The organism is Chelatococcus composti (genome assembly GCF_014201415.1).
Taxonomy (GTDB): domain Bacteria; phylum Pseudomonadota; class Alphaproteobacteria; order Rhizobiales; family Beijerinckiaceae; genus Chelatococcus_A; species Chelatococcus_A composti.
Window position 1 is genome coordinate 151142 of sequence record NZ_JACHEH010000002.1, and the last position, 19282, is coordinate 170423.

Annotated in this window: 17 protein-coding genes and 1 riboswitch; of the genes, 7 read left to right on the forward strand and 10 right to left on the reverse strand. The window is 69.6% G+C overall.

The genetic code is table 11. The annotated features are described in order from the left end of the window. Positions 1 to 132 precede the first annotated feature (132 nt). The 5 genes from infB to HNQ73_RS04025 form a co-directional block, all read right to left on the reverse strand. Positions 133 to 2808 (reverse strand): translation initiation factor IF-2, encoded by a 2676-nt coding sequence (gene infB / locus HNQ73_RS04005; RefSeq protein WP_183332518.1) that lies wholly within the window; start codon positions 2806 to 2808, stop codon positions 133 to 135. Continuing rightward, positions 2801 to 3499: an RNA-binding protein gene (locus HNQ73_RS04010; protein ID WP_183332520.1), complete on the reverse strand. Its 699-nt coding sequence runs from the start codon at positions 3497 to 3499 to the stop codon at positions 2801 to 2803. Before HNQ73_RS04010 ends, infB begins: the two co-directional genes overlap by 8 nt. A 39-nt stretch (positions 3500 to 3538) precedes the next feature. Further along, a complete protein-coding gene (gene nusA / locus HNQ73_RS04015) occupies positions 3539 to 5143 on the reverse strand; it encodes a transcription termination factor NusA (RefSeq protein WP_183333302.1) in 1605 nt (534 codons plus the stop codon). An 84-nt stretch (positions 5144 to 5227) separates the two neighbouring features. Further along, positions 5228 to 5824 carry a ribosome maturation factor RimP gene (rimP, locus tag HNQ73_RS04020; protein ID WP_183332521.1) on the reverse strand — a complete coding sequence of 199 codons (597 nt, stop codon included), beginning with the start codon at positions 5822 to 5824 and terminating at the stop codon, positions 5228 to 5230. Between the two features lie 201 nt (positions 5825 to 6025). Further along, positions 6026 to 6649, reverse strand: a complete 624-nt coding sequence (locus HNQ73_RS04025) for a 2-hydroxychromene-2-carboxylate isomerase (protein ID WP_183332523.1) — start codon at positions 6647 to 6649, stop codon at positions 6026 to 6028. 206 nt (positions 6650 to 6855) lie between these two features. Between HNQ73_RS04025 and HNQ73_RS04030 the strand changes: the two genes are divergently transcribed. The 6 genes from HNQ73_RS04030 (at position 6856) to HNQ73_RS04055 (ending at position 14811) form a co-directional block, all read left to right on the forward strand. Beyond that, on the forward strand, positions 6856 to 8088 hold the full coding sequence (locus tag HNQ73_RS04030; RefSeq protein WP_183332525.1) for an argininosuccinate synthase: 1233 nt from the start codon (positions 6856 to 6858) through the stop codon (positions 8086 to 8088). 113 nt (positions 8089 to 8201) lie between these two features. After that, positions 8202 to 8333: riboswitch (TPP riboswitch) on the forward strand. 61 nt (positions 8334 to 8394) lie between these two features. Next, positions 8395 to 10221, forward strand: a complete 1827-nt coding sequence (thiC, locus tag HNQ73_RS04035; protein WP_183332527.1) for a phosphomethylpyrimidine synthase ThiC — start codon at positions 8395 to 8397, stop codon at positions 10219 to 10221. A 108-nt stretch (positions 10222 to 10329) separates the two neighbouring features. Further along, a complete protein-coding gene (gene dapD / locus HNQ73_RS04040; RefSeq protein WP_183332529.1) occupies positions 10330 to 11172 on the forward strand; it encodes a 2,3,4,5-tetrahydropyridine-2,6-dicarboxylate N-succinyltransferase in 843 nt (280 codons plus the stop codon). A 117-nt stretch (positions 11173 to 11289) separates the two neighbouring features. After that, complete coding sequence (dapE, locus tag HNQ73_RS04045; protein ID WP_183332531.1) at positions 11290 to 12453, forward strand: succinyl-diaminopimelate desuccinylase; 1164 nt, start codon at positions 11290 to 11292, stop codon at positions 12451 to 12453. A gap of 91 nt (positions 12454 to 12544) precedes the next feature. After that, positions 12545 to 13870, forward strand: a complete 1326-nt coding sequence (deoA, locus tag HNQ73_RS04050; protein ID WP_244649867.1) for a thymidine phosphorylase — start codon at positions 12545 to 12547, stop codon at positions 13868 to 13870. Beyond that, the gene (locus HNQ73_RS04055; protein ID WP_183332535.1) at positions 13867 to 14811 is read left to right on the forward strand and encodes a 2-hydroxyacid dehydrogenase; all 945 of its coding nucleotides are present in this window, start codon (positions 13867 to 13869) and stop codon (positions 14809 to 14811) included. Before deoA ends, HNQ73_RS04055 begins: the two co-directional genes overlap by 4 nt. Positions 14812 to 14814: 3 nt before the next feature. Here HNQ73_RS04055 and HNQ73_RS04060 read toward each other — a convergent pair whose 3' ends face one another. Next, positions 14815 to 15669, reverse strand: a complete 855-nt coding sequence (locus HNQ73_RS04060) for a C40 family peptidase (RefSeq protein ID WP_183332537.1) — start codon at positions 15667 to 15669, stop codon at positions 14815 to 14817. Between the two features lie 14 nt (positions 15670 to 15683). Continuing rightward, a complete protein-coding gene (locus tag HNQ73_RS04065) occupies positions 15684 to 16046 on the reverse strand; it encodes a MarR family transcriptional regulator (protein WP_183332539.1) in 363 nt (120 codons plus the stop codon). A 236-nt stretch (positions 16047 to 16282) separates the two neighbouring features. Between HNQ73_RS04065 and HNQ73_RS04070 the strand changes: the two genes are divergently transcribed. Then, positions 16283 to 16867 (forward strand): hypothetical protein, encoded by a 585-nt coding sequence (locus tag HNQ73_RS04070; protein WP_183332541.1) that lies wholly within the window; start codon positions 16283 to 16285, stop codon positions 16865 to 16867. Between the two features lie 3 nt (positions 16868 to 16870). On the opposite strand, the gene truA is transcribed toward HNQ73_RS04070, so the two are convergent. The 3 genes from truA to HNQ73_RS04085 all read right to left on the reverse strand — a co-directional run bounded on the left by truA (position 16871) and on the right by HNQ73_RS04085 (position 19245). Continuing rightward, positions 16871 to 17614, reverse strand: coding sequence for a tRNA pseudouridine(38-40) synthase TruA (truA, locus tag HNQ73_RS04075; RefSeq protein ID WP_183332543.1), 744 nt, complete (start codon positions 17612 to 17614; stop codon positions 16871 to 16873). Between the two features lie 97 nt (positions 17615 to 17711). Then, complete coding sequence (gene fmt / locus HNQ73_RS04080) at positions 17712 to 18644, reverse strand: methionyl-tRNA formyltransferase (RefSeq protein ID WP_183332545.1); 933 nt, start codon at positions 18642 to 18644, stop codon at positions 17712 to 17714. An 82-nt stretch (positions 18645 to 18726) separates the two neighbouring features. Beyond that, the gene (locus HNQ73_RS04085; RefSeq protein WP_183332547.1) at positions 18727 to 19245 is read right to left on the reverse strand and encodes a peptide deformylase; all 519 of its coding nucleotides are present in this window, start codon (positions 19243 to 19245) and stop codon (positions 18727 to 18729) included. Positions 19246 to 19282: the final 37 nt, after the last annotated feature.

Sequence of the window (19282 nt, forward strand, 5' to 3'; positions counted from 1 at the left end):
GGACCGGGTCCTGCGGCCTTGCGGCCGATTGCAACGACACGCCCGCACCGCGACCGGGAAGGCCGCGGGGCGTGCGCCGGCATGCGCCGGCCGGGACGGGCCCGGCCTGCAAACATGCCTCCTACGCAGCCCTCAGAGCGTGCGCTTCACTTCCTCGACGCGGTAGCACTCGATGATGTCGCCGACGCGCATGTCCTGGTAGTTCTCGAAGGCCATGCCGCATTCCTGACCGGCGACAACCTCCTTCACGTCGTCCTTGAAGCGCTTGAGCTGGCTGAGCTTGCCCTCGTGAATGACGACGTTGTCGCGGATGAGGCGCACGTTGGCCCCGCGCTGGACGACACCATCCGTGACGCGGCAGCCCGCGATCTTGCCGACCTTCGTGATGTTGAAGATCTCGAGGATCTGCGCATTGCCCAGCATGTGCTCGCGCAGCGTGGGCGCCAGCATGCCCGACATCGCCTGCTTCACGTCATCCACGAGGTCGTAGATGATGTTGTAGTAGCGGATCTCGATGCCGAGTCGCTCGGAGGCCTCGCGCGCCTCCTTGTGGGCACGGACGTTGAAGCCGATCACGGCCGCGCCGGAGGCTTCCGCCAGCGTCACGTCGCTCTCGGTAATGCCGCCGACACCCGCGTGGATGACACGCGCCTGCACCTCGTCGTTGCCGATCTTCTCGAGCGCACCGACGATGGCCTCGACCGAGCCCTGCACGTCGGCCTTGACGACAAGCGGGAACTCCTTGCGGCCGGCACCCTCCTTGAGATCGCGCATCATGTCGGCGAGCGAGCGGGCCTGGCTGGCGCCGCGGGCCGCCAGACGATCGCGCTTCACGCGCTCGCGGTAGCCGGTGATCTCGCGGGCGCGGGCCTCGGAGTCGACCACCGCGACGCGGTCGCCCGCCTCGGGCGTGCCGTTGAAGCCGAGCACCTCGACCGGCACCGACGGGCCGGCCTCCTTGAGCTGCCCGCCGTTGTCGGCCACGAGCGCGCGCACCTTGCCCCATTCGGAGCCGGCAACGACGATGTCGCCGACGCGCAGCGTGCCGCGCTGCACGAGCACGGTGGCGACCGGACCACGGCCGCGGTCGAGCTTCGCCTCGATGACGGTGCCTTCGGCGGCGCGGTTGGGGTTGGCCTTGAGCTCGAGGATCTCGGCCTGGAGCTGCAGGCTCTCGAGCAGCTTGTCGAGATTGGCGCCCGTCTTGGCCGACACCTCAACCTCGAGCGTCTCGCCGCCCATCGATTCCACCACCACCTCGTGCTGGAGCAGCTCCGTTCGCACGCGCTGGGGATTGGCCTCGGGCTTATCGATCTTGTTGATCGCCACGATCATCGGCACGCCGGCGGCCTTGGCGTGGTTAATGGCCTCGATCGTCTGCGGCATGACGCCGTCATCGGCCGCCACGACGAGCACGACGATGTCCGTCACCTTGGCGCCGCGGGCACGCATGGCCGTGAAAGCGGCGTGGCCGGGCGTGTCGATGAAGGTGATCTTGCCGCCGAGCGGCGAGGTCACCTGGTAGGCACCGATGTGCTGCGTGATGCCGCCAGCCTCGCCGGAGACGACGTTGGTCTTGCGGATGGCGTCGAGCAGCGAGGTCTTGCCGTGGTCGACGTGACCCATGATGGTCACGACCGGCGGGCGCGGCTCGAGCGTGCCCTCCGGATCCGGCTCGTCGAACAGCCCCTCCTCGACGTCCGCCTCGGAAACACGCTTGACGGTGTGGCCCATCTCCTCGGCGATGAGCTGCGCCGTATCGGCGTCGATCACATCCGTGATCTTCATCATCTGCCCCTGCTTCATCAGCAGGCGGATGACGTCCACGGCCCGCTCCGACATGCGGTTGGCGAGCTCCTGGATGGTGATCGTCTCCGGGAGGATGACCTCGCGGCTGATCTTCTCCTTCGGCTCGTTGTGGCTGTGGCCCTTCATGCGCTGCAGGCGGCGGCGGAAGGCAGCGGCCGAATGGGTGCGCTCCTCGTCTCCGGCCGTCAGGGCAGCAGTCACCGTCAGGCGCCCGCGGCGACGCTCCTCGCCTCCGCCACGGCTCGGCTTGGGAGCCGGCGCAGCGGCCGGACGCGGCGCAGCCCCGGGGGAGCGGCGCGGCGCGCGGCCGTCGTCGTCGTCCGCAACGGCACGGCCCGCCGGCCCACCGGCGGGACGGCGCGCCTCGGCCGGGGTCGCGGGACGCATCTCGCCGCGCGGCGCAGCGGCGGCGGCACCCGACGCCTCGGCGGCAGCCGGACGCTCCTCCGTCCCCAGGCGGCGAGCCGCCTCTTCCTCGGCCTTGCGCTTGCGCTCCTCGTCGAGGCGGCGACGCTCCTCTTCCTCGCGCTTGCGGGCTTCGGCAGCCTCGCGCTCGCGGCGTTCCTGCTCCTCACGCTCGGCGCGGCGGCGCGCCTCTTCCTCGGCGCGCTTGCGCTCCTCGATCTCGCGGCGCTTTGCATCCTGCAGGGCCTGCAGGCGCGCATCGCGCTCTTCCTCGGTGAGCGAGCGCAGGACGACGCCGGACGGACGCGGCGCAGACTGCCCACGGCCCTGCGCCGGACGGCCACCCTGCGGCGCGGGCGCAGCCGGCCGCTGAGCCGGCGCGGCGGGCGCCGCGGCCTGCGGCTGCGCCGGAGCCGGCTGCTCGCCACCGGGCCCGATGACGCGACGCTTCACCTTCTCGACCACCACGGCCTTCGAACGGCCGTGGGAGAAGCTCTGGCGCACCACGCCCTGTTCGACGGGGCGCTTCAGCGTGAGCGTCTTCGACGGCGTCACGCTCAGCGTCTTGTCGGTCGGGTTTTTCGTGTCACTCATTCGGCTCGAATCCTGCGCCTACGTGTTTGTCCAAATCTCGCTCGTGCGGCACGCCCGGGGCCTCGTCCCCCGGCGGTGTGCCGCCTTCTCCATTGCGGTAGCGCGCCAGCCGGCGCCACCGCGCAAGAAATCCCTCGCTGCCCGGCCCGGCGATCAGGGCAGCATGTATCACATGTGAGCGCCCCAATGCCAAATCCAAATCGTGGCCCGCAAAAACTTCGACCACGTCGACCTCCGCGGCGCGCTCGCCGAACCCGCGGAAAAGCGCCTGCGCGATCTTGCGCCGCCCGTCAGCCGCGGCCTCCGCGGCGTGGATGACGGCCCTGACGCGCCCGGCTGCCGCCGCCTCTTCCACCTTGCCGAAGCCGGTCACCACGAGGCCCGCCTTGTTGGCGAGGGCAAGCGCCTGCACGCTGTCGCGCCGCAGAAGCTCCTCCACGTCATCGGCCAGGGTCGCGGGTACCGTGACCTGCGCCTTGAGCCCCCGGGCGAAAGCCTTGCGGCGGACGGCCTCGGCCACCAGTGCACGGCTGGCGCCGACCCAAACGCCACGCCCGGGCAGCTTACGGCGCAAATCGGGCACGATCGTGCCGTCCGGCGCCGCGACGAAGCGGATCATCTCGTCCGGGTCGCGCTCGGCCCGCGTCACGATGCAGCGCCGGTGCGGCCCTTCGTCCCTCCTACGCGGCACGTCCCACTCCTCGAGCGACCGGCCCGCACCTGCCCGGCGTCAGCCTTCCTGCGCCGGCGCGTCAGCCTCAACTTCGTCCTCGTCCTCGTCCTCGTCCTGCGGCTCGATCCAGCCCGCCTTGACGCGCGCGGACATGATCATGTCCTCGGCCTGCTGGCGCGAGACCTCGAACTCGTCGAGGATGCCCTTGTGGCGCGTCGTCTCGGAGCCGTTGCGCTCGGTCCAGCCGGCGAGCTCGTCCGTCGCGCAGCCGGCCAGATCCTCGATCGTCTTGATGCCGTTCTCGCCGAAGGCGACGAGCATCGCCGTCGTCACGCCGTCGATCTCGCGCAGCTCGTCCGAGACGCCGAGCTGCCGGCGCCGGGCGTCAAGCTCGGCCTCGCGCTTGGCGAGATATTCCTGGGCGCGGGTCTGGAGCTCCTGCGCCGTCTCCTCGTCGAAGCCCTCGATGGTCGACAGCTCCGGTAGGTCGACGTAGGCGATCTCCTCAACCGAGCTGAAGCCCTCGGAAGCAAGCAGCTGGCCGACGACTTCGTCGACGTCGAGCGCCTCCATGAACAGCTTGGTGCGCTCGGCAAACTCCTTCTGACGGCGCTCCGACTCCTCGGCCTCGGTGAGGATGTCGATATCCCAGCCGGTGAGCTGTGAGGCGAGGCGCACGTTCTGGCCGCGGCGGCCGATGGCAAGCGACAGCTGCTCGTCGGGCACCACCACCTCGATGCGCTCGGAATCCTCGTCGAGCACCACCTTGACCACCTCGGCCGGCTGCAGCGCGTTGACGATGAAGGTGGCTGCGTCAGGCGACCAGGGAATGATGTCGATCTTCTCGCCCTGCAGCTCCTGCACCACGGCCTGGACGCGCGAGCCGCGCATGCCGACGCAGGCGCCGACAGGGTCGATGGAACTGTCGCGCGAGATCACCGCGATCTTGGCACGCGAGCCCGGATCGCGGGCCACCGCCTTCACCTCGACGATGCCGTCGTAGATCTCCGGCACCTCCTGGGCGAAGAGCTTCGCCATGAACTGCGGGTGCGTGCGCGACAGGAAGATCTGCGGGCCGCGCGTCTCGCGGCGCACGTCGTAGAGATAGGCGCGGATGCGGTCGCCGGGGCGGAACGTCTCGCGCGGGATCAGCTCGTCACGGCGCACGATCGCCTCGCCGCGCCCGAGATCAACGATGACGTTGCCGTATTCGACGCGCTTGACCGTGCCATTGACGATCTCGCCGATGCGGTCCTTGTACTCCTCGTACTGCCGGTCGCGCTCGGCCTCGCGCACCTTCTGCACGATGACCTGCTTGGCCGACTGGGCGGCGATGCGGCCGAAGTCGAAGGGCGGCAGGGTGTCGGCGATGACGTCGCCGATCTGCGCGGCCGGGTTGTGACGACGGGCATCCTCGAGGCTGATCTGCGTCGCCATGTCCTCGACGTTCTCAACCACCTGGAGGTGGCGCGCCAGCCTGAGCTCACCCGTGCGCGGATTGATCTCGGCGTGGATGTCCGTCTCGGCCCCATAGCGCGAGCGCGCCGCCTTGGCGATCGCATCCTCCATCGCCGCAAGCACGATGGAACGGTCAATCACCTTTTCGCGTGCAACCGCATCCGCGATCTGCAAAAGCTCGAGCCTGTTGGCGCTGACGGCCATGTCCGTCACTCCTCCTCCTGATGCCCCGCCGCCCGGCATGCACCGGCCAGCAGGATGAAATGCGTTGCCGCAGCACAGCCGCGGCTAGTTGATTGCGTCCCCGGTATCGTCTTCCACCTCGCCGGCATCCTCGCCCACCCGGGCGGCCTTGGCACGACGCAGCGCCTCGGTGATCAGGGCGTCTGTGAGGACGAGCCGTGCCTCGGCGATGTCAGCGAGCGCGATCGCCACCTCAGCCTCTTCATCCGGCTTGGCGTCACCGCGCTTCAGCCTGACGCTGCCGTCGGCCAACCCCAGAAGGATACCACGAAAACGCTTGCGGCCGCAGACCGGCAGGCTCGTCTCGATCTTGGCCTCGTGGCCGCTCCAGCGCTCGAAATCGGAGGCGCGCACCAGCGGCCGGTCGATGCCGGGCGAGGAAATCTCGAGGTGGTAGGCACCCTGGATCGGATCCTCGAGGTCGAGCACCGGCGAGACGCCGCGGCTCACGATCTCGCAATCGTCAACCGTCATCGTGCCGTCCGGCCGCTCGGCCATGATCTGCACGGTGCAGCCGTTCTGCCCCGTCACCTTGACGCGCACGAGCCGGTAGCCGAGGTCCGCGAGCACGGGCGAGACGATCGCGGCGACGCGCGCGGCAACGCCCGTCTCCTCGATGATCCGGGCCTCGTCCTGCTCCATGGTGCGGCTCCTCCAGCCGATGGCGCCGCCCTGTAAGGGGCCGCGCAGCAAATGATGCCGACGCCCAGAACGAAAAAGAGCGGACCCGGCGGGGCCCACTCCGTCACGGTTCCATCGAACCATTCTGGATGTCAGGATGGCCGCAACATAATCGCGCTGCCGCGCCGGCGCAAGTCCCGCCGGCTGAAAAGGCCGCCGCCCCTAGAGCAGGCCCGCCGGCCGCTCACCCGTGGCCCAGGCGAGCGCCTGCTCCAGCCGGTCGTTGCCCCAGAACATCTCGCCGTCGGCGCACAGGAAGGTCGGCGCGCCGAAGATGCCGCGCGTGCGCGCCTCCTCCGTCTCGGCCCGCAGGCGGGACTTCACCGCAGCAGCCTGCGCCGAGGACACGGTGGACGCCACGTCGACGCCAAGCTCGCGCAGGATGTCGCTGATGACGGTGATGTCCGAGATCGAGCGCCCCTCGCCGAACTCGGCCGCGAAGACAGCGCGCGTGAAGGCGGATGCCAGCCCCTTCTCCCGCAGCGCGAGCGCGAGCCGCGCCGCCGTGAGGCTGTTCTGCGGGAAGGGGTCGGGCCGCTTCAGGGGAAGCGCGAGCCGCGCCGCCTCGCGCGTCACGTCCCGCCACATGTAGCGCCCCTTGCTCGGAAAGAGGTTGAAGGGCGAGGATGCCCAGCCCTGCCCGGCGAAGATGGGCCCGAGCAGGAAGGGCCGCCACCGGATCTCCACGCCCGCCGCCTCGGCCAGCGGCTCGATGCGCATGGCGGCGAGATAGGAATAGGGCGAGGCAAAATCGTACCAGAAGTCGAGAACAGGACGCTGGGGCACGGACAACTCGAAACGCTGGAGGGGGGAAGCGGAAAGCGGCCTTCCCCTCGCCCACAATCGCGGCTTTCGCGTGGCAGGGGCGCGGCTCATCCGACAGTCCCCACTATCCACGGCTTGCACCCGGCCGCAGCCTCACTATAGTCCGGCCGCTTTCACTGCTTCATGGCGGCAGCGGCCGCTCCCACGAGCCTCACGAGTCCCCGATCATGTCCGACAAGCGCGTGAAGAAGGTCGTCCTCGCCTATTCCGGCGGCCTCGACACCTCCATCATCCTCAAGTGGCTGCAGACGACCTATGGCTGCGAGGTCGTCACCTTCACCGCCGATCTTGGCCAGGGGGAAGAGCTGGAGCCCGCGCGCCAGAAGGCCCTGCTCCTCGGCATCAAGCCGGAGAACATCTTCATCGAGGACCTGCGCGAGGAATTCGTGCGCGACTACGTCTTCCCGATGTTCCGCGCCAACGCCCAGTACGAGGGCTGGTATCTCCTCGGCACCTCCATCGCCCGCCCGCTCATCGCCAAGAAGCAGATCGAGATTGCCGAGAAGGTCGGCGCCGATGCCGTGGCCCACGGCGCCACGGGCAAGGGCAACGACCAGGTGCGCTTCGAGCTCAGCTACTACGCGCTGAAGCCGGACGTGACTGTCATTGCCCCCTGGCGCGAATGGGACCTGACCTCGCGTACCAAGCTGCTCGAGTTCGCCGAGCAGAACCAGATCCCCATCGCCAAGGACAAGCGCGGCGAGGCGCCCTTCTCCGTGGACGCCAACCTCCTGCACTCCTCGTCCGAAGGCAAGGTGCTCGAGGACCCGGCGCAGGAGGTGCCTGACTACGTCTATTCGCGCACCATCGACCCCGAGGCGGCGCCCGACAAGCCCACCTACATCACCATCGACTTCGAGAAGGGTGACCCGGTTGCCATCGACGGCGTCAGGATGTCGCCGGCAACGCTGCTTGCCAAGCTCAACGAGCTCGGCCGCGCCAACGGCATCGGCCGCCTCGACCTCGTCGAGAACCGCTTCGTCGGCATGAAGAGCCGCGGCATGTACGAGACGCCCGGCGGCACGATCCTGCTCGTCGCGCACCGCGGCATCGAGTCGATCACGCTCGACCGCGGTGCGGCGCACCTCAAGGACGAGCTGATGCCGAAATATGCCGAGCTCATCTACAATGGCTTCTGGTTCTCGCCCGAGCGCGAGATGCTGCAGGCGCTCATCGACAAGAGCCAGGAGTTCGTCACCGGCCAGGTGCGCCTCAAGCTCTACAAGGGCGGCGTGCACCTCGTCGGCCGCGAGAGCCCCTACTCGCTCTACGACCAGGAGCTCGTGACCTTTGAGGAAGGCGCCGTGGCCTACGACCACCGCGACGCCGCCGGCTTCATCAAGCTCAACGCCCTGCGCCTGCGCACGCTGGCCCAGCGCAAGCGCAAGCTCGGCCTCTGAGCCCCTCCCCCCAAACGTGACGAAAAGGCCGGGCATGCCCCGGCCTTTTTCGTGGGCGCTGCACTGCACCATGGGCTTTCGTTGACAACGGGGGGCAAAAGGCCGAGTCTCGCGCCCGTTCCGAGGGGGGCCCCGCTAGGGGGCTGAGATACCGCCGGCGCGGACGCATGAGCGCCCAGGCAACGCGGTGACCCTTAGGACCTGATCCGGGTCATGCCGGCGAAGGGACGGAAATGCGCGATCGACGCCAATCCCATACAAATCGCTGATGCCCGGATCTCCTTGTCGACCGAGGAGGAGATCCACATGACAGTGCATACCAAGCCCAAGACCGCCACTCCGGCAGCCGTCACGACCGGCCCCATCGCCGGCTCGCGCAAGGTCTACACGAGCCCTGAGGGCCGCCCGGACATCCGCGTGCCCTTCCGCGAGATCGCGCTCTCACCCTCATCGGGCGAGGAGCCGTTCCGCATTTACGACACCTCCGGCCCCTACACTGATCCCGAGGCGGTGATCGACCTTGCCGCCGGCCTTCCCTCCGTGCGCGGCGAGTGGATCGCCAGGCGCGGCTTCGCGAAGGTCGAGGCGCGCCCCGTGAAGCCGGAGGACAACGGCAACGTCTCGGCCGACAAGCTGGTGCCGCCCTGCCCGGCCCGGCGCGACGTGCTCGCCGGCAAGCCCGGCCAGCTCGTGACGCAGCTCGAGTTCGCTCGCGCCGGCATCATCACCGAGGAGATGATCTACGTCGCCCACCGCGAGAACCTCGGCCGCGCCGCCATGCTCGCCGGCGCCGAGGAGCGCCGGGCCGACGGCGAGGATTTCGGTGCCGAGATCCCGCCCTTCGTCACGCCCGAGTTCGTCCGCCAGGAGATCGCCCGCGGGCGCGCCATCATCCCGGCCAACATCAACCACCCGGAGCTGGAGCCGACCATCATCGGCCGCAACTTCCTGGTGAAGATCAACGCCAACATCGGCAACTCGGCCGTCACCTCCTCGGCGGCGGAAGAGGTGGAGAAGCTCGTCTGGGCCATCCGCTGGGGCGCCGACACGGTGATGGACCTTTCCACCGGCCGCAACATCCACAACATCCGCTCCTGGATCATGCGCAACGCGCCGGTGCCGATCGGCACGGTGCCGATCTACCAGGCGCTCGAGAAGGTGAACGGCGAGCCCGAGAAGCTCGACTGGGAAGTGTTCAAGGACACGCTCATCGAGCAGGCCGAGCAGGGTGTCGACTACTTCACCATCCACGCGGGCGTGCGCCTCGCCTACGTGCCGCTGACGGCCAGGCGCGTCACCGGCATCGTCTCGCGCGGCGGCTCCATCATGGCGCGCTGGTGCCTCGCGCACCACAAGGAGAGCTTCCTCTACGAGCGCTTCGACGAGATCTGCGACATCATGCGTCGTTATGATGTCTCGTTCTCGCTTGGCGACGGCCTGCGCCCCGGCAGCATCGCCGACGCCAACGACGAGGCCCAGTTCGCGGAGCTGGAGACGCTCGGCGAGCTCACCAAGGTCGCCTGGGACAAGGGCTGCCAGGTGATGATCGAGGGCCCCGGCCACGTGCCGATGCACAAGATCAAGGTCAACATGGACAAGCAGCTCGCCCACTGCGGCGAGGCGCCATTCTACACCCTCGGCCCGCTCACGACGGACATCGCCCCCGGCTACGACCACATCACCTCCGCCATCGGCGCGGCGATGATCGGCTGGTTCGGCACGGCCATGCTCTGCTACGTCACGCCCAAGGAGCACCTGGGCCTGCCCAACCGCGACGACGTGAAGGCCGGCGTGATCACCTACCGCATTGCGGCGCACGCGGCCGATCTCGCCAAGGGCCACCCGTCCGCCAGGCTGCGCGACGACGCCCTGTCGCGGGCGCGCTTCGACTTCCGCTGGGAGGACCAGTTCAACCTCTCGCTCGACCCGGATACGGCGCGCGCCTTCCACGACGAGACCCTGCCCAAGGACGCGCACAAGGTGGCGCACTTCTGCTCCATGTGCGGCCCCAAGTTCTGCTCAATGAAAATCACGCAGGACCTGCGGGCCGAGGCCGAACGCATGGTGGGCCTCGAGCAGAAGGCGCAGGAATTCCGGGAAAAGGGCGCCGAGATCTACATCCCGGCCGAATAGCCCGAGCGAAACGCGGGGCGGCGATGCTGCCCCGCGACTTGACACCGGCAGCGCCGCTGCCACAAAGCCCTCGACGAATTCCGCCGAGGAAAGAGCCGAGGAACAGCCATGACGCACGCCGATCTCGCCACCACCATCGACAGCGCCTGGGAGGAGCGGGCCGGCATCTCGCCTGCGACGCGCGGCCCCGTGCGCGAGGCGGTGGAGACGGCGCTTGCCCTGCTCGATTCCGGCAAGGCGCGCGTCGCCGAGAAGGTGGACGGCACCTGGCAGGTCAACCAGTGGCTCAAGAAGGCGGTGCTCCTCTCCTTCCGCCTCAACGACATGTCCGTCATCCCGGGCGGGCCGGGCAAGGCCACGTGGTGGGACAAGGTGCCCTCCAAGTTCGACGGCTGGGGTGAGGCCGAGTTCAAGGCGGCCGGCTTCCGCGCCGTGCCCAACTGCACCGTGCGCCGCGGCGCCTACATCGCCCCCGGCGTCGTGCTGATGCCCTCCTTCGTCAACCTCGGCGCCTATGTCGACGAGGGCACCATGGTCGACACCTGGGCGACGGTCGGCTCCTGCGCGCAGATCGGCAAGAACGTGCACCTGTCCGGCGGTGCCGGCATCGGCGGCGTGCTGGAGCCCCTGCAGGCCGGCCCGGTCGTCATCGAGGACAACTGCTTCATCGGCGCCCGCTCCGAGGTGGTGGAGGGCGTCATCGTCGGCGAGGGCTCGGTCCTCTCCATGGGCGTCTTCATCGGTGCCTCGACCAAGATCATCGACCGCACCACGGGCGAGGTCTTCGTCGGCCGCGTGCCGCCCTACTCCGTCGTCGTGCCCGGCACCCTGCCCGGCAAGCCGCTGCCCGACGGCACGCCCGGCCCCTCGCTCTACTGCGCCGTCATCGTCAAGCGCGTCGATGCCCAGACGAGGGCGAAGACGAGCATCAACGAGCTCCTGCGCGACTGAGGCTGCCCCGGCGGCCCTGCCGGCCAAGGCCGCAGGACAGGCGCAAGACATCCCGCGTCCCTGGCGGGCAGGCCGGCTCCGCCCGGCCGGCACCGGGCGCCATCCCGCGAGGCTTCCATGACCCACGCCGACCCTGTTGCGCTCGCCCAGACGCTGATCCGCTGCCCGTCGGTCACGCCCGCCGAGGCCGGGGCGCTCGCCTTTTGCGAGGCCGTGCTTGCCGAGGCGGGCTTCTCCACCGAGCGCGTCACCTTCTCGGCACCCGGTACGCCGGACGTCGAGAACCTCTATGCGCGCTACGGCACGGGGGCGCCCTTCCTCCTCTTCGCCGGCCACACCGACGTCGTGCCGCCGGGCGACGAGAGCCGCTGGCGGCATCCCCCCTTCTCCGGCACCGTCGAGAACGGTGTCCTCTACGGGCGGGGCGCCTGCGACATGAAGGGCGGCGTCGCCGCCATGCTCGCGGCGGCGATCCGCTTCGTCCGCGCCAATCCCGGCTTCTCCGGCTCCATCGGCTTCCTGCTGACCGGCGACGAGGAGGGGCCGGCTGTCAACGGCACCGTCAGGCTGCTCGAATGGGCGAGGGCGCGGGGCGAGCGCTTCGACCACTGCATCCTCGGGGAGCCGACGAACCCCAAGCACCTCGGCGACATGATCAAGATTGGCCGGCGAGGCTCGCTGACCGGCCACCTGACAGTGCACGGCCGGCAGGGGCACGTCGCCTATCCGCACCTCGCCGACAACCCGGTCCATGGCATGGTGCGCCTCGTCTCGGCGCTGCTCGCCGAGCCGCTCGACGCCGGCACGGCCCATTTCGCGCCGTCGAACCTCGAGATGACAACGCTCGACGTGGGCAACCCGGCGTCCAATGTCATCCCGGCCGAGGCGCGGGCGACGTTCAACATCCGCTTCAACGACACCTGGCAGCCCGAGACACTCGCGGCCGAGATCAGACGCCGCCTTGCCGCGGCGGCCGGCGACGCCATCCGCTACGACGTCGTCTTCGCGCCGACCAACGCGACCGCCTTCGTGACGGAGCCGGGCGACTTCGTCACCCTGGTGCAGGATGCGGTGGAGGCCCATACCGGCCGGCGGCCGGCGCTCTCGACCACGGGCGGCACGTCCGACGCGCGCTTCATCAAGGACTACTGCCCGGTGATCGAATACGGCCTCGTGGGCGAGACCATGCACCAGGTCGACGAATGCGTCCGGGTCAGCGACCTCGAGGCACTCACGGCCATCTACGAGACGGTGCTCGCGCGTTACTTCATGCCGGCGTGATGGCCGGAGCCGACATGGACAAGCCGGTGCGGCGCGGGCACCCTGCCCCTTCATGATTCAGCGCCGGCTGGCGCATTCCCACGAGGCGCGCATGGCCTTGCTGCCGCAGGAAATCATCCGCAAGAAGCGCGACGGTGCGGCGCTCACCGAGGAGGAGATCTTCTTCCTCATCGAGGGCCTGACGGAAGGGCGCGTCACCGAGGGCCAGGCGGCGGCCTTCGCCATGGCCGTCTTCTTCCGCGGCATGAACCTCGACGAGCGCGTGGCGCTGACCGAGGCCATGACGCGCTCCGGCGACGTGCTGCGGTGGGAGCTGCCCGGCCCGGTGCTCGACAAGCATTCGACGGGCGGCGTCGGCGACACGGTGAGCCTCGCGCTTGCGCCCGCTGTCGCGGCCTGCGGCGGCTTCGTGCCGATGATCTCCGGCCGCGGCCTCGGCCACACCGGCGGCACGCTCGACAAGCTCGACTCCATCCCCGGCTACGTGTCCCAGCCCGATGCGGACACCTTCCGCGCCGTCACGCGCAACGTCGGCTGTGCCATCATCGGCCAGACAGGCGACCTCGCGCCCGCCGACAGGCGGCTCTACGCCATCCGCGACATCACCGGAACAGTGGAATCGATCCCGCTCATCACGGCCTCGATCCTGTCGAAGAAGCTCGCCGCCGGGCTCGAGGGCCTGGTGATGGACGTCAAGGTCGGCTCCGGGGCCTTCATGACGAGCCTGGAGCAGGCGCAGTCGCTGGCGAAGAGCCTCGTGACGGTGGCGAACCGCGCCGGCCTGCCCACGAGCGCGCTGCTCACCGACATGGATGCGCCGCTCGCCAGCGCGGCGGGCAATGCGGTCGAGGTCGCCTATGCGGTCGACTATCTCACCGGCCGCCGGCACGAGCCGCGCTTTCATGAGGTAACCGTGCGGCTCGGCGCCGAGATGCTTTTCCTCGGCCGCATCGCCGCGAGCCCCGCCGAAGGCCGCGTGCGGATGGAGGAGGCCATCGCCAGCGGCCGCGCCGCCGAACGCTTCGGCATGATGGTGGCGGCCCTCGGCGGGCCGGCAGACATCATCGAAGCGAGCGAACGCTACCTCGCCCGTGCGCCGATCGAGCGCGCCATCCACGCACAGCGCGACGGCTTCGTCGCGTCGGTCGACACCCGCGCCGTGGGGATCGCGGTCGTCGCGCTCGGCGGCGGCCGCACACGCGCGGAAGACCCCATCGACCATGCCGTGGGCCTCACGCAGCTCGCGGGCCCCGGCGACGAGGCGGGCCCAGACCAGCCACTCGCCATCATCCACGCGCGCGACAAAAGCACGGCCGATGCGGCCGAGGCCGCCCTGCGCCGGGCCTACACGATCACCGAGGACAGGCCGGCCGCGCGCGGCATCATTCTCGAACGTATGGCGGAGCGAACGGCATGACCATTCTTGTCGCCCTCACGGGCTGGCACGTCGATTCCTGGGTCGAGCGGCTGCAGCGCCTGCTGCCGGGCCGGCGCGTGGTGCGCTTCGGCGAGGCCTACGACCCCGCAGAGATCATCTATGGCGTGGCCTGGAAGCATCCGCCCGGCGCCTTCCGCGGCCTGCCGAACCTGAAGGCGATCTTCTCCCTGGGCGCCGGCGTGGACCACCTGATGGGCGATCCCGACCTTCCGGACGTGCCCATCGCGCGCGTCGTGGACCACGACCTCACGAACCGCATGAGCGAGTATGTCGTCCTGCACTGTCTGATGCACCTGCGCCAGCAGCGCCGCTACGACGCACAGCAGCGGGCGCATGTATGGGAGGACGACCGGCACCAGCCCGCCGCGCGCGACGTGCGGGTGGGTATCATGGGGCTCGGTGTCCTCGGGCAGGACGCCGCCCGCAAGCTCGCCGTCATGGGCTTCGACGTCGCAGGCTGGAGCCGCACGCCCAAGGACTGTCCCGGCCTGAAGGTATTCACCGGCGAGGCGGAGCGCGCCGCCTTCCTCGCCCGCACGGACATCCTCGTCCTTCTCCTGCCGCTGACGCCGGAGACCCGCGGCATCGCCAACTACGCGCTGTTCCGCGGCCTCGCCCGCGACGGCCGCCTCGGCGGCCCGGTGTTCATCAACGCCGGGCGCGGCGGCCTGCAGGTCGAGGAGGACATCCTGAGGGCGCTCGACGACGGCACGCTCCTGGCCGCCTCGCTCGACGTCTTCGAGACGGAGCCGCTGCCTGACAGCTCCCGCTTCTGGGACCACCCGAGCGTGATCGTGACGCCGCACAACGCCGCCATGAGCGATCCGGAGAGCGTCGTGCGCCTCGTCGCGCGCCAGATCGCGCGCCTGGAGGCCGGCGAGCCGCTGGAGCACCTCGTCGACCGCCAGCGGGGCTATTGAACCTCAGAGCCGCTTGATGCTCGTCACCGGCCCGGCGCCTGCCGCGTCGATCCGCGCGGCCGCGACGGCGAGCGGCTCGATCACCGTCGCCATATGGTGGCCGTTGGCGTGCAGCAGGTTGGCACCGTCCACCATGATGCCGACGTGCCCCTTCCAGAACACCAGATCCCCGCGTCTGAGGCCCTTGAACTCCTCGGTAATGGGCAGGGGCGTGCCGAGCGCCCGCTCCTGCATGTCGCTGTCGCGCGGGGCCTCGATGCCGGCGGCGGACAGCGCGAGCTGCACGAGGCCGGAACAGTCGATACCGAGGCTGGTCTTGCCGCCCCAAAGGTAGGGCACACCGACAAAGCGCTCGGCGACCGAGACGAAGTCGTCGGCGAGCGCGTGGTCCACGATGGCGAGGTGCCGGGCGAAGACGGCGCTGCCATCGGCGAGACGCGCGAAGTCGCCCTCGACGCTCGCCACGGCAACGCCGGCCATCAGCGAGAGCGCCGACACAGGCGGCAGCTTGATGGAGGGGCCAGGGTAGATAAAGGTGCGCAGCACCGCGACCCGATGCGTCGGCGCGGGCTCCGGCGGGCCGAGCGTCGACACGGGCAGGTAACCCACGTAGCCGTCGCTGGCGAGCTGACCCCAGGCCCAGCCCTCCTCCTCCTCGAAGACGCGCACGGCCTCGCACGCGAGCGCCTCGGTGTCGAGCGGCGCGTCCGGGCGCGGCTCCCGTCTCAGCGGCGCGCTCGCCGCCACGACGCGCCGCTCCCTGGCCGGCACATAGCGTGCCGCCGAGACCGTGCCGGCAAGGAAGTCGGCCGCAAGATCGGGCCTGGCCGGCGTCGTGCGCGGATCAGTCAGCGTCATGGCCGTGTCTTCTCCTATCGCGGCAGCGCGCTGGCATGGGCGACGATAAGATCACCCAGCCGCTCCACGGCAAGCGCGCCCTTCACCGTCCGCTGTATCACGACATTGCGGCGGTCCGCATCATCCCTGCGGCGGGCGACGAGATCGAGCCGGCCCATCGTGTCGAGCGCGCGGGTGATGACGGGTTTCGTCACGCGCAGCTTGCTGGCGAGGCCGCGCACCGTATGGGGCGGCGGCTCCAGATAGATTGTGAGCAGGATGGCGAGCTGCCGCGCCGAGAGGTCAAAGGCACGATCCTGCCCGTCCTCGCGCACGAGATCGAGCGTGACGCGATGCCAGAGGGTGAGAGCCTGCAGGGGCCGCAATTCGACGGGCATGGAACGGCGTCAATCGTTTCGGTTCCGTATTATTTCGGCAGCGCCCGGTGCGGGCAAGCGCGACCCGAAAGCAGGGTTAAGAAAGCCTCACCCGCGACTTTGGAGGCACCATTGGCAGGGACCTGCGTCTGGCAGGTACCTGCGGCGCTTGGCCGCCCGCCCCTGAACTCGACAGAAGAAGTACGACTTTTGTATTATGTGCAGCGCACCATGAAGTGCACCGCAAGAGGCACGACATGCTCTTCACGGCCGAGGAGGTAGCCCGTTCCCTGCGTGGCTGCTGGCAGGTCCTGAACTGCAGCAGGGGCGCCCTCAACACCTTCGACGTCAGCGTCACCGGGTTCTGGCATTCCTTCCTCGCCATGGCGCTCACCGCGCCGGTCCTCGTTGTCGGCGTCGCGGCGGCGCGCCACAGCCGGTCCGGCCCGGAGTGGATGCTCGAGGGCGGGCTCTTCTCACAGCCGGACATCGTCCTCGGCCAGGCGCTCGTCATCGCCTCGGGCTGGTTGCTCTTTCCGCTCCTGATGCTCGGCTTCGTGCGGCTGATGGGGCTCGAGCGCCGCTACGTGGGCTACATCATCGCCTACAACTGGTCGAACGTCGCAGCGCTCCTGCTGCTCGCCCTGCCCCAGGCCTTGCATGTGCTCGGCCTCGCCACGGCGGGCCTGGCACTTTTCTATACGCTGGCCTTCGGCTTTATCGTCTTCTACTTCCGCTGGCTCCTCGCGCGCGTCGCGCTCGGCGTCTCGGCGGGCCTTGCCGGCCTCGTCGTCGCCATGGACATTGCCGCCTTCGTGCTGGTGCGCTCCGTCGTCGGCTGACGGTCAGTAGTCCACCCGGACGAGATAGAGCCCGCACGCCGGCGCCATCGGGCCGCAGGCCCGCCGGTCGCGCGCCTCGAGCGCCCGGCGCACGTCGTCCGGCCGCCACTTGCCGGCACCGACCCGCTCCAGCGTGCCGACCATCGAGCGCACCTGATGGTGCAGAAAGGAGCGCGCCGACGCCTCGATGCGGATCTCGTCGCCGATGCGGGTGACGTCCAGCCGGTCGAGCGTGCGCACGGGCCCGGACGCCTGGCACTCCGCCGCGCGGAAGGTGGTGAAGTCGTGCCGGCCGACGAGATGCTGCGCCGCCTCGTGCATGGCCGCGGCGTCGAGCGGCCCCGGCACATGCCAGACGAAGCGCGCCTCGAGCACCGGCTGCGGCCGCCGGTTGAGGATGCGGTAGAGATAATGCCGCTTCACCGCCGAGCGACGCGCGTCGAATTCCGCCGGCACCTCGGCAGCATGCAGCACCGCCACCGCATCGCCCATGAGCTTCAGATGCGCATTCGTGGCATCGCGCAGCGTGTCCGTGCGCCACGGGCGGGAGAGGTCGAGATGCACCACCTGGCCCGTGGCATGCACGCCGGCGTCGGTACGCCCGGCGCACTGCACGCGCGGGCTCTCGCCGCAGAAGCGGGCGAGCGCCTCCTCCAGCGCCTGCTGGACGGAGCGCCCAGTCTCCTGCCACTGCCAGCCAACATAGGGGCTGCCGTCATATTCCACGGTAAGCTTGTAGCGCGGCATGGCAATCACCCGAGGGCCACGAAAACGGCGGCAACAGGAAGCGGCCCGCGCGCCGCGCTGCCGGCCCCTTCCGCAGGGTTGGCGAGACCGGACCCTCTCACGTCAGCACGTCGCCCGGTACGAGGCGCGCGCCGCGCAGGAATTCCTCGCCGCTCGTGATGCCACGGCCGGCGCGCTGCACCTGCAGGAGCTCGACAGCCCCCTCGCCGCAGGCCACGCGCAGCCCGCCCGGAAGCAGCGTGCCCGGCGCTCCGGCGCCCTCGCTGCGCCGCGTGCGCAGCACCTTCACCCGCTCGGGCCCCTTGCCGAGATCGGCCATCAGGAAGGCGCCGGGGAAGGGCGAAAGGCCCCGCACCAGGTTGTGCACCTCCGCGGCCGGGCGCGACCAGTCGATGCGCGCCTCCTCGTTGGTAATCTTGGCAGCGTAGGTCACGCCCTCGGCCGCCTGCGGCACGAAGGAAAGGGCATCGCGCGAGAGGGCCGCGAGCGCGCGGACCATCAAGTCAGCACCGAGCACGGCGAGGCGGTCATGCAACTCGCCGGCCGTCATGTCAGGGCCGATGGCAACGCGCTCCACCATGGCAACAGGGCCGGTGTCGAGCCCCTCCTCCATCTTCATTACGGCAACGCCCGTCTCCGCGTCGCCCGCCATGATGGCGCGCTGGATCGGCGCCGCGCCACGCCAGCGCGGCAGCAGCGAGGCGTGCAGGTTGAGGCAGCCGAGGGCAGGCGCCTCGAGCACCGGCAGCGGCAGGATGAGGCCATAGGCGACAACCACCGCCACATCGGCGCCGAGCGAGCGAAAAGTCTCCTGCTCCTCCTCGCTGCGCAGGGTCCTGGGCGTGAAGACGGGGATGGCGAACCGCTCGGCCATCTCGTGCACCGGCGAGCGCTTCTCGCCCATGCCCCGCCCCGCCTTCGCCGGCGGGCGGGTGTAGACGGCAACGACCTCGTGGCCCTGGCCGACGATTTCGGCCAGCGTCGGCACGGCGAAATCGGGCGTGCCCATGAAGATGATGCGCAGAGACATGGCACCTGCCGGATGTGGGGCGGCGAACGGCGCCGCGACGCCCTTCCCTAAACGCGGGCGACCGGCAAGGGCAAGCCCCGCCTCAGCCGGCAACCTCGCGGCGGGCGGCCTTGGTGAACTTCCGCATCACACGGTCGCGCTTGAGCTTGGACAGGTGATCGATGAAGAGAACGCCGTCGAGATGGTCAATCTCGTGCTGCAGGCAGGTGGCGAGCAGCCCGTCCGCCTCGATCTCCTGCTGCTTGCCATCGAGGTCGAGATAGCGCACCCGCACACGGGCCGGCCGCTCCACTTCCTCGTAATATTCGGGAATAGACAGGCAGCCTTCCTCGTAGGTGCTCGTCTCCTCCGACGCCCAGACGATCTCGGGGTTGATGAAGACCATCGGGCGCTTTTCCTCGCCCTCGCGCGAGACGTCGAGCACGACGAGGCGCTTCAGGACACCGATCTGCACCGCGGCAAGGCCGATGCCGGGTGCGGCATACATCGTCTCCAGCATGTCCTCGGCCAGCCGGCGGATCTCGTCGGTCACCGCCTCGATGGGCTCGGAGCGCTGCTTCAGGCGGGGATCGGGAATGACGATGATGGGACGGATGGTCATGGCACACGCCGGATATTGAACATACCGGCGAAATAAT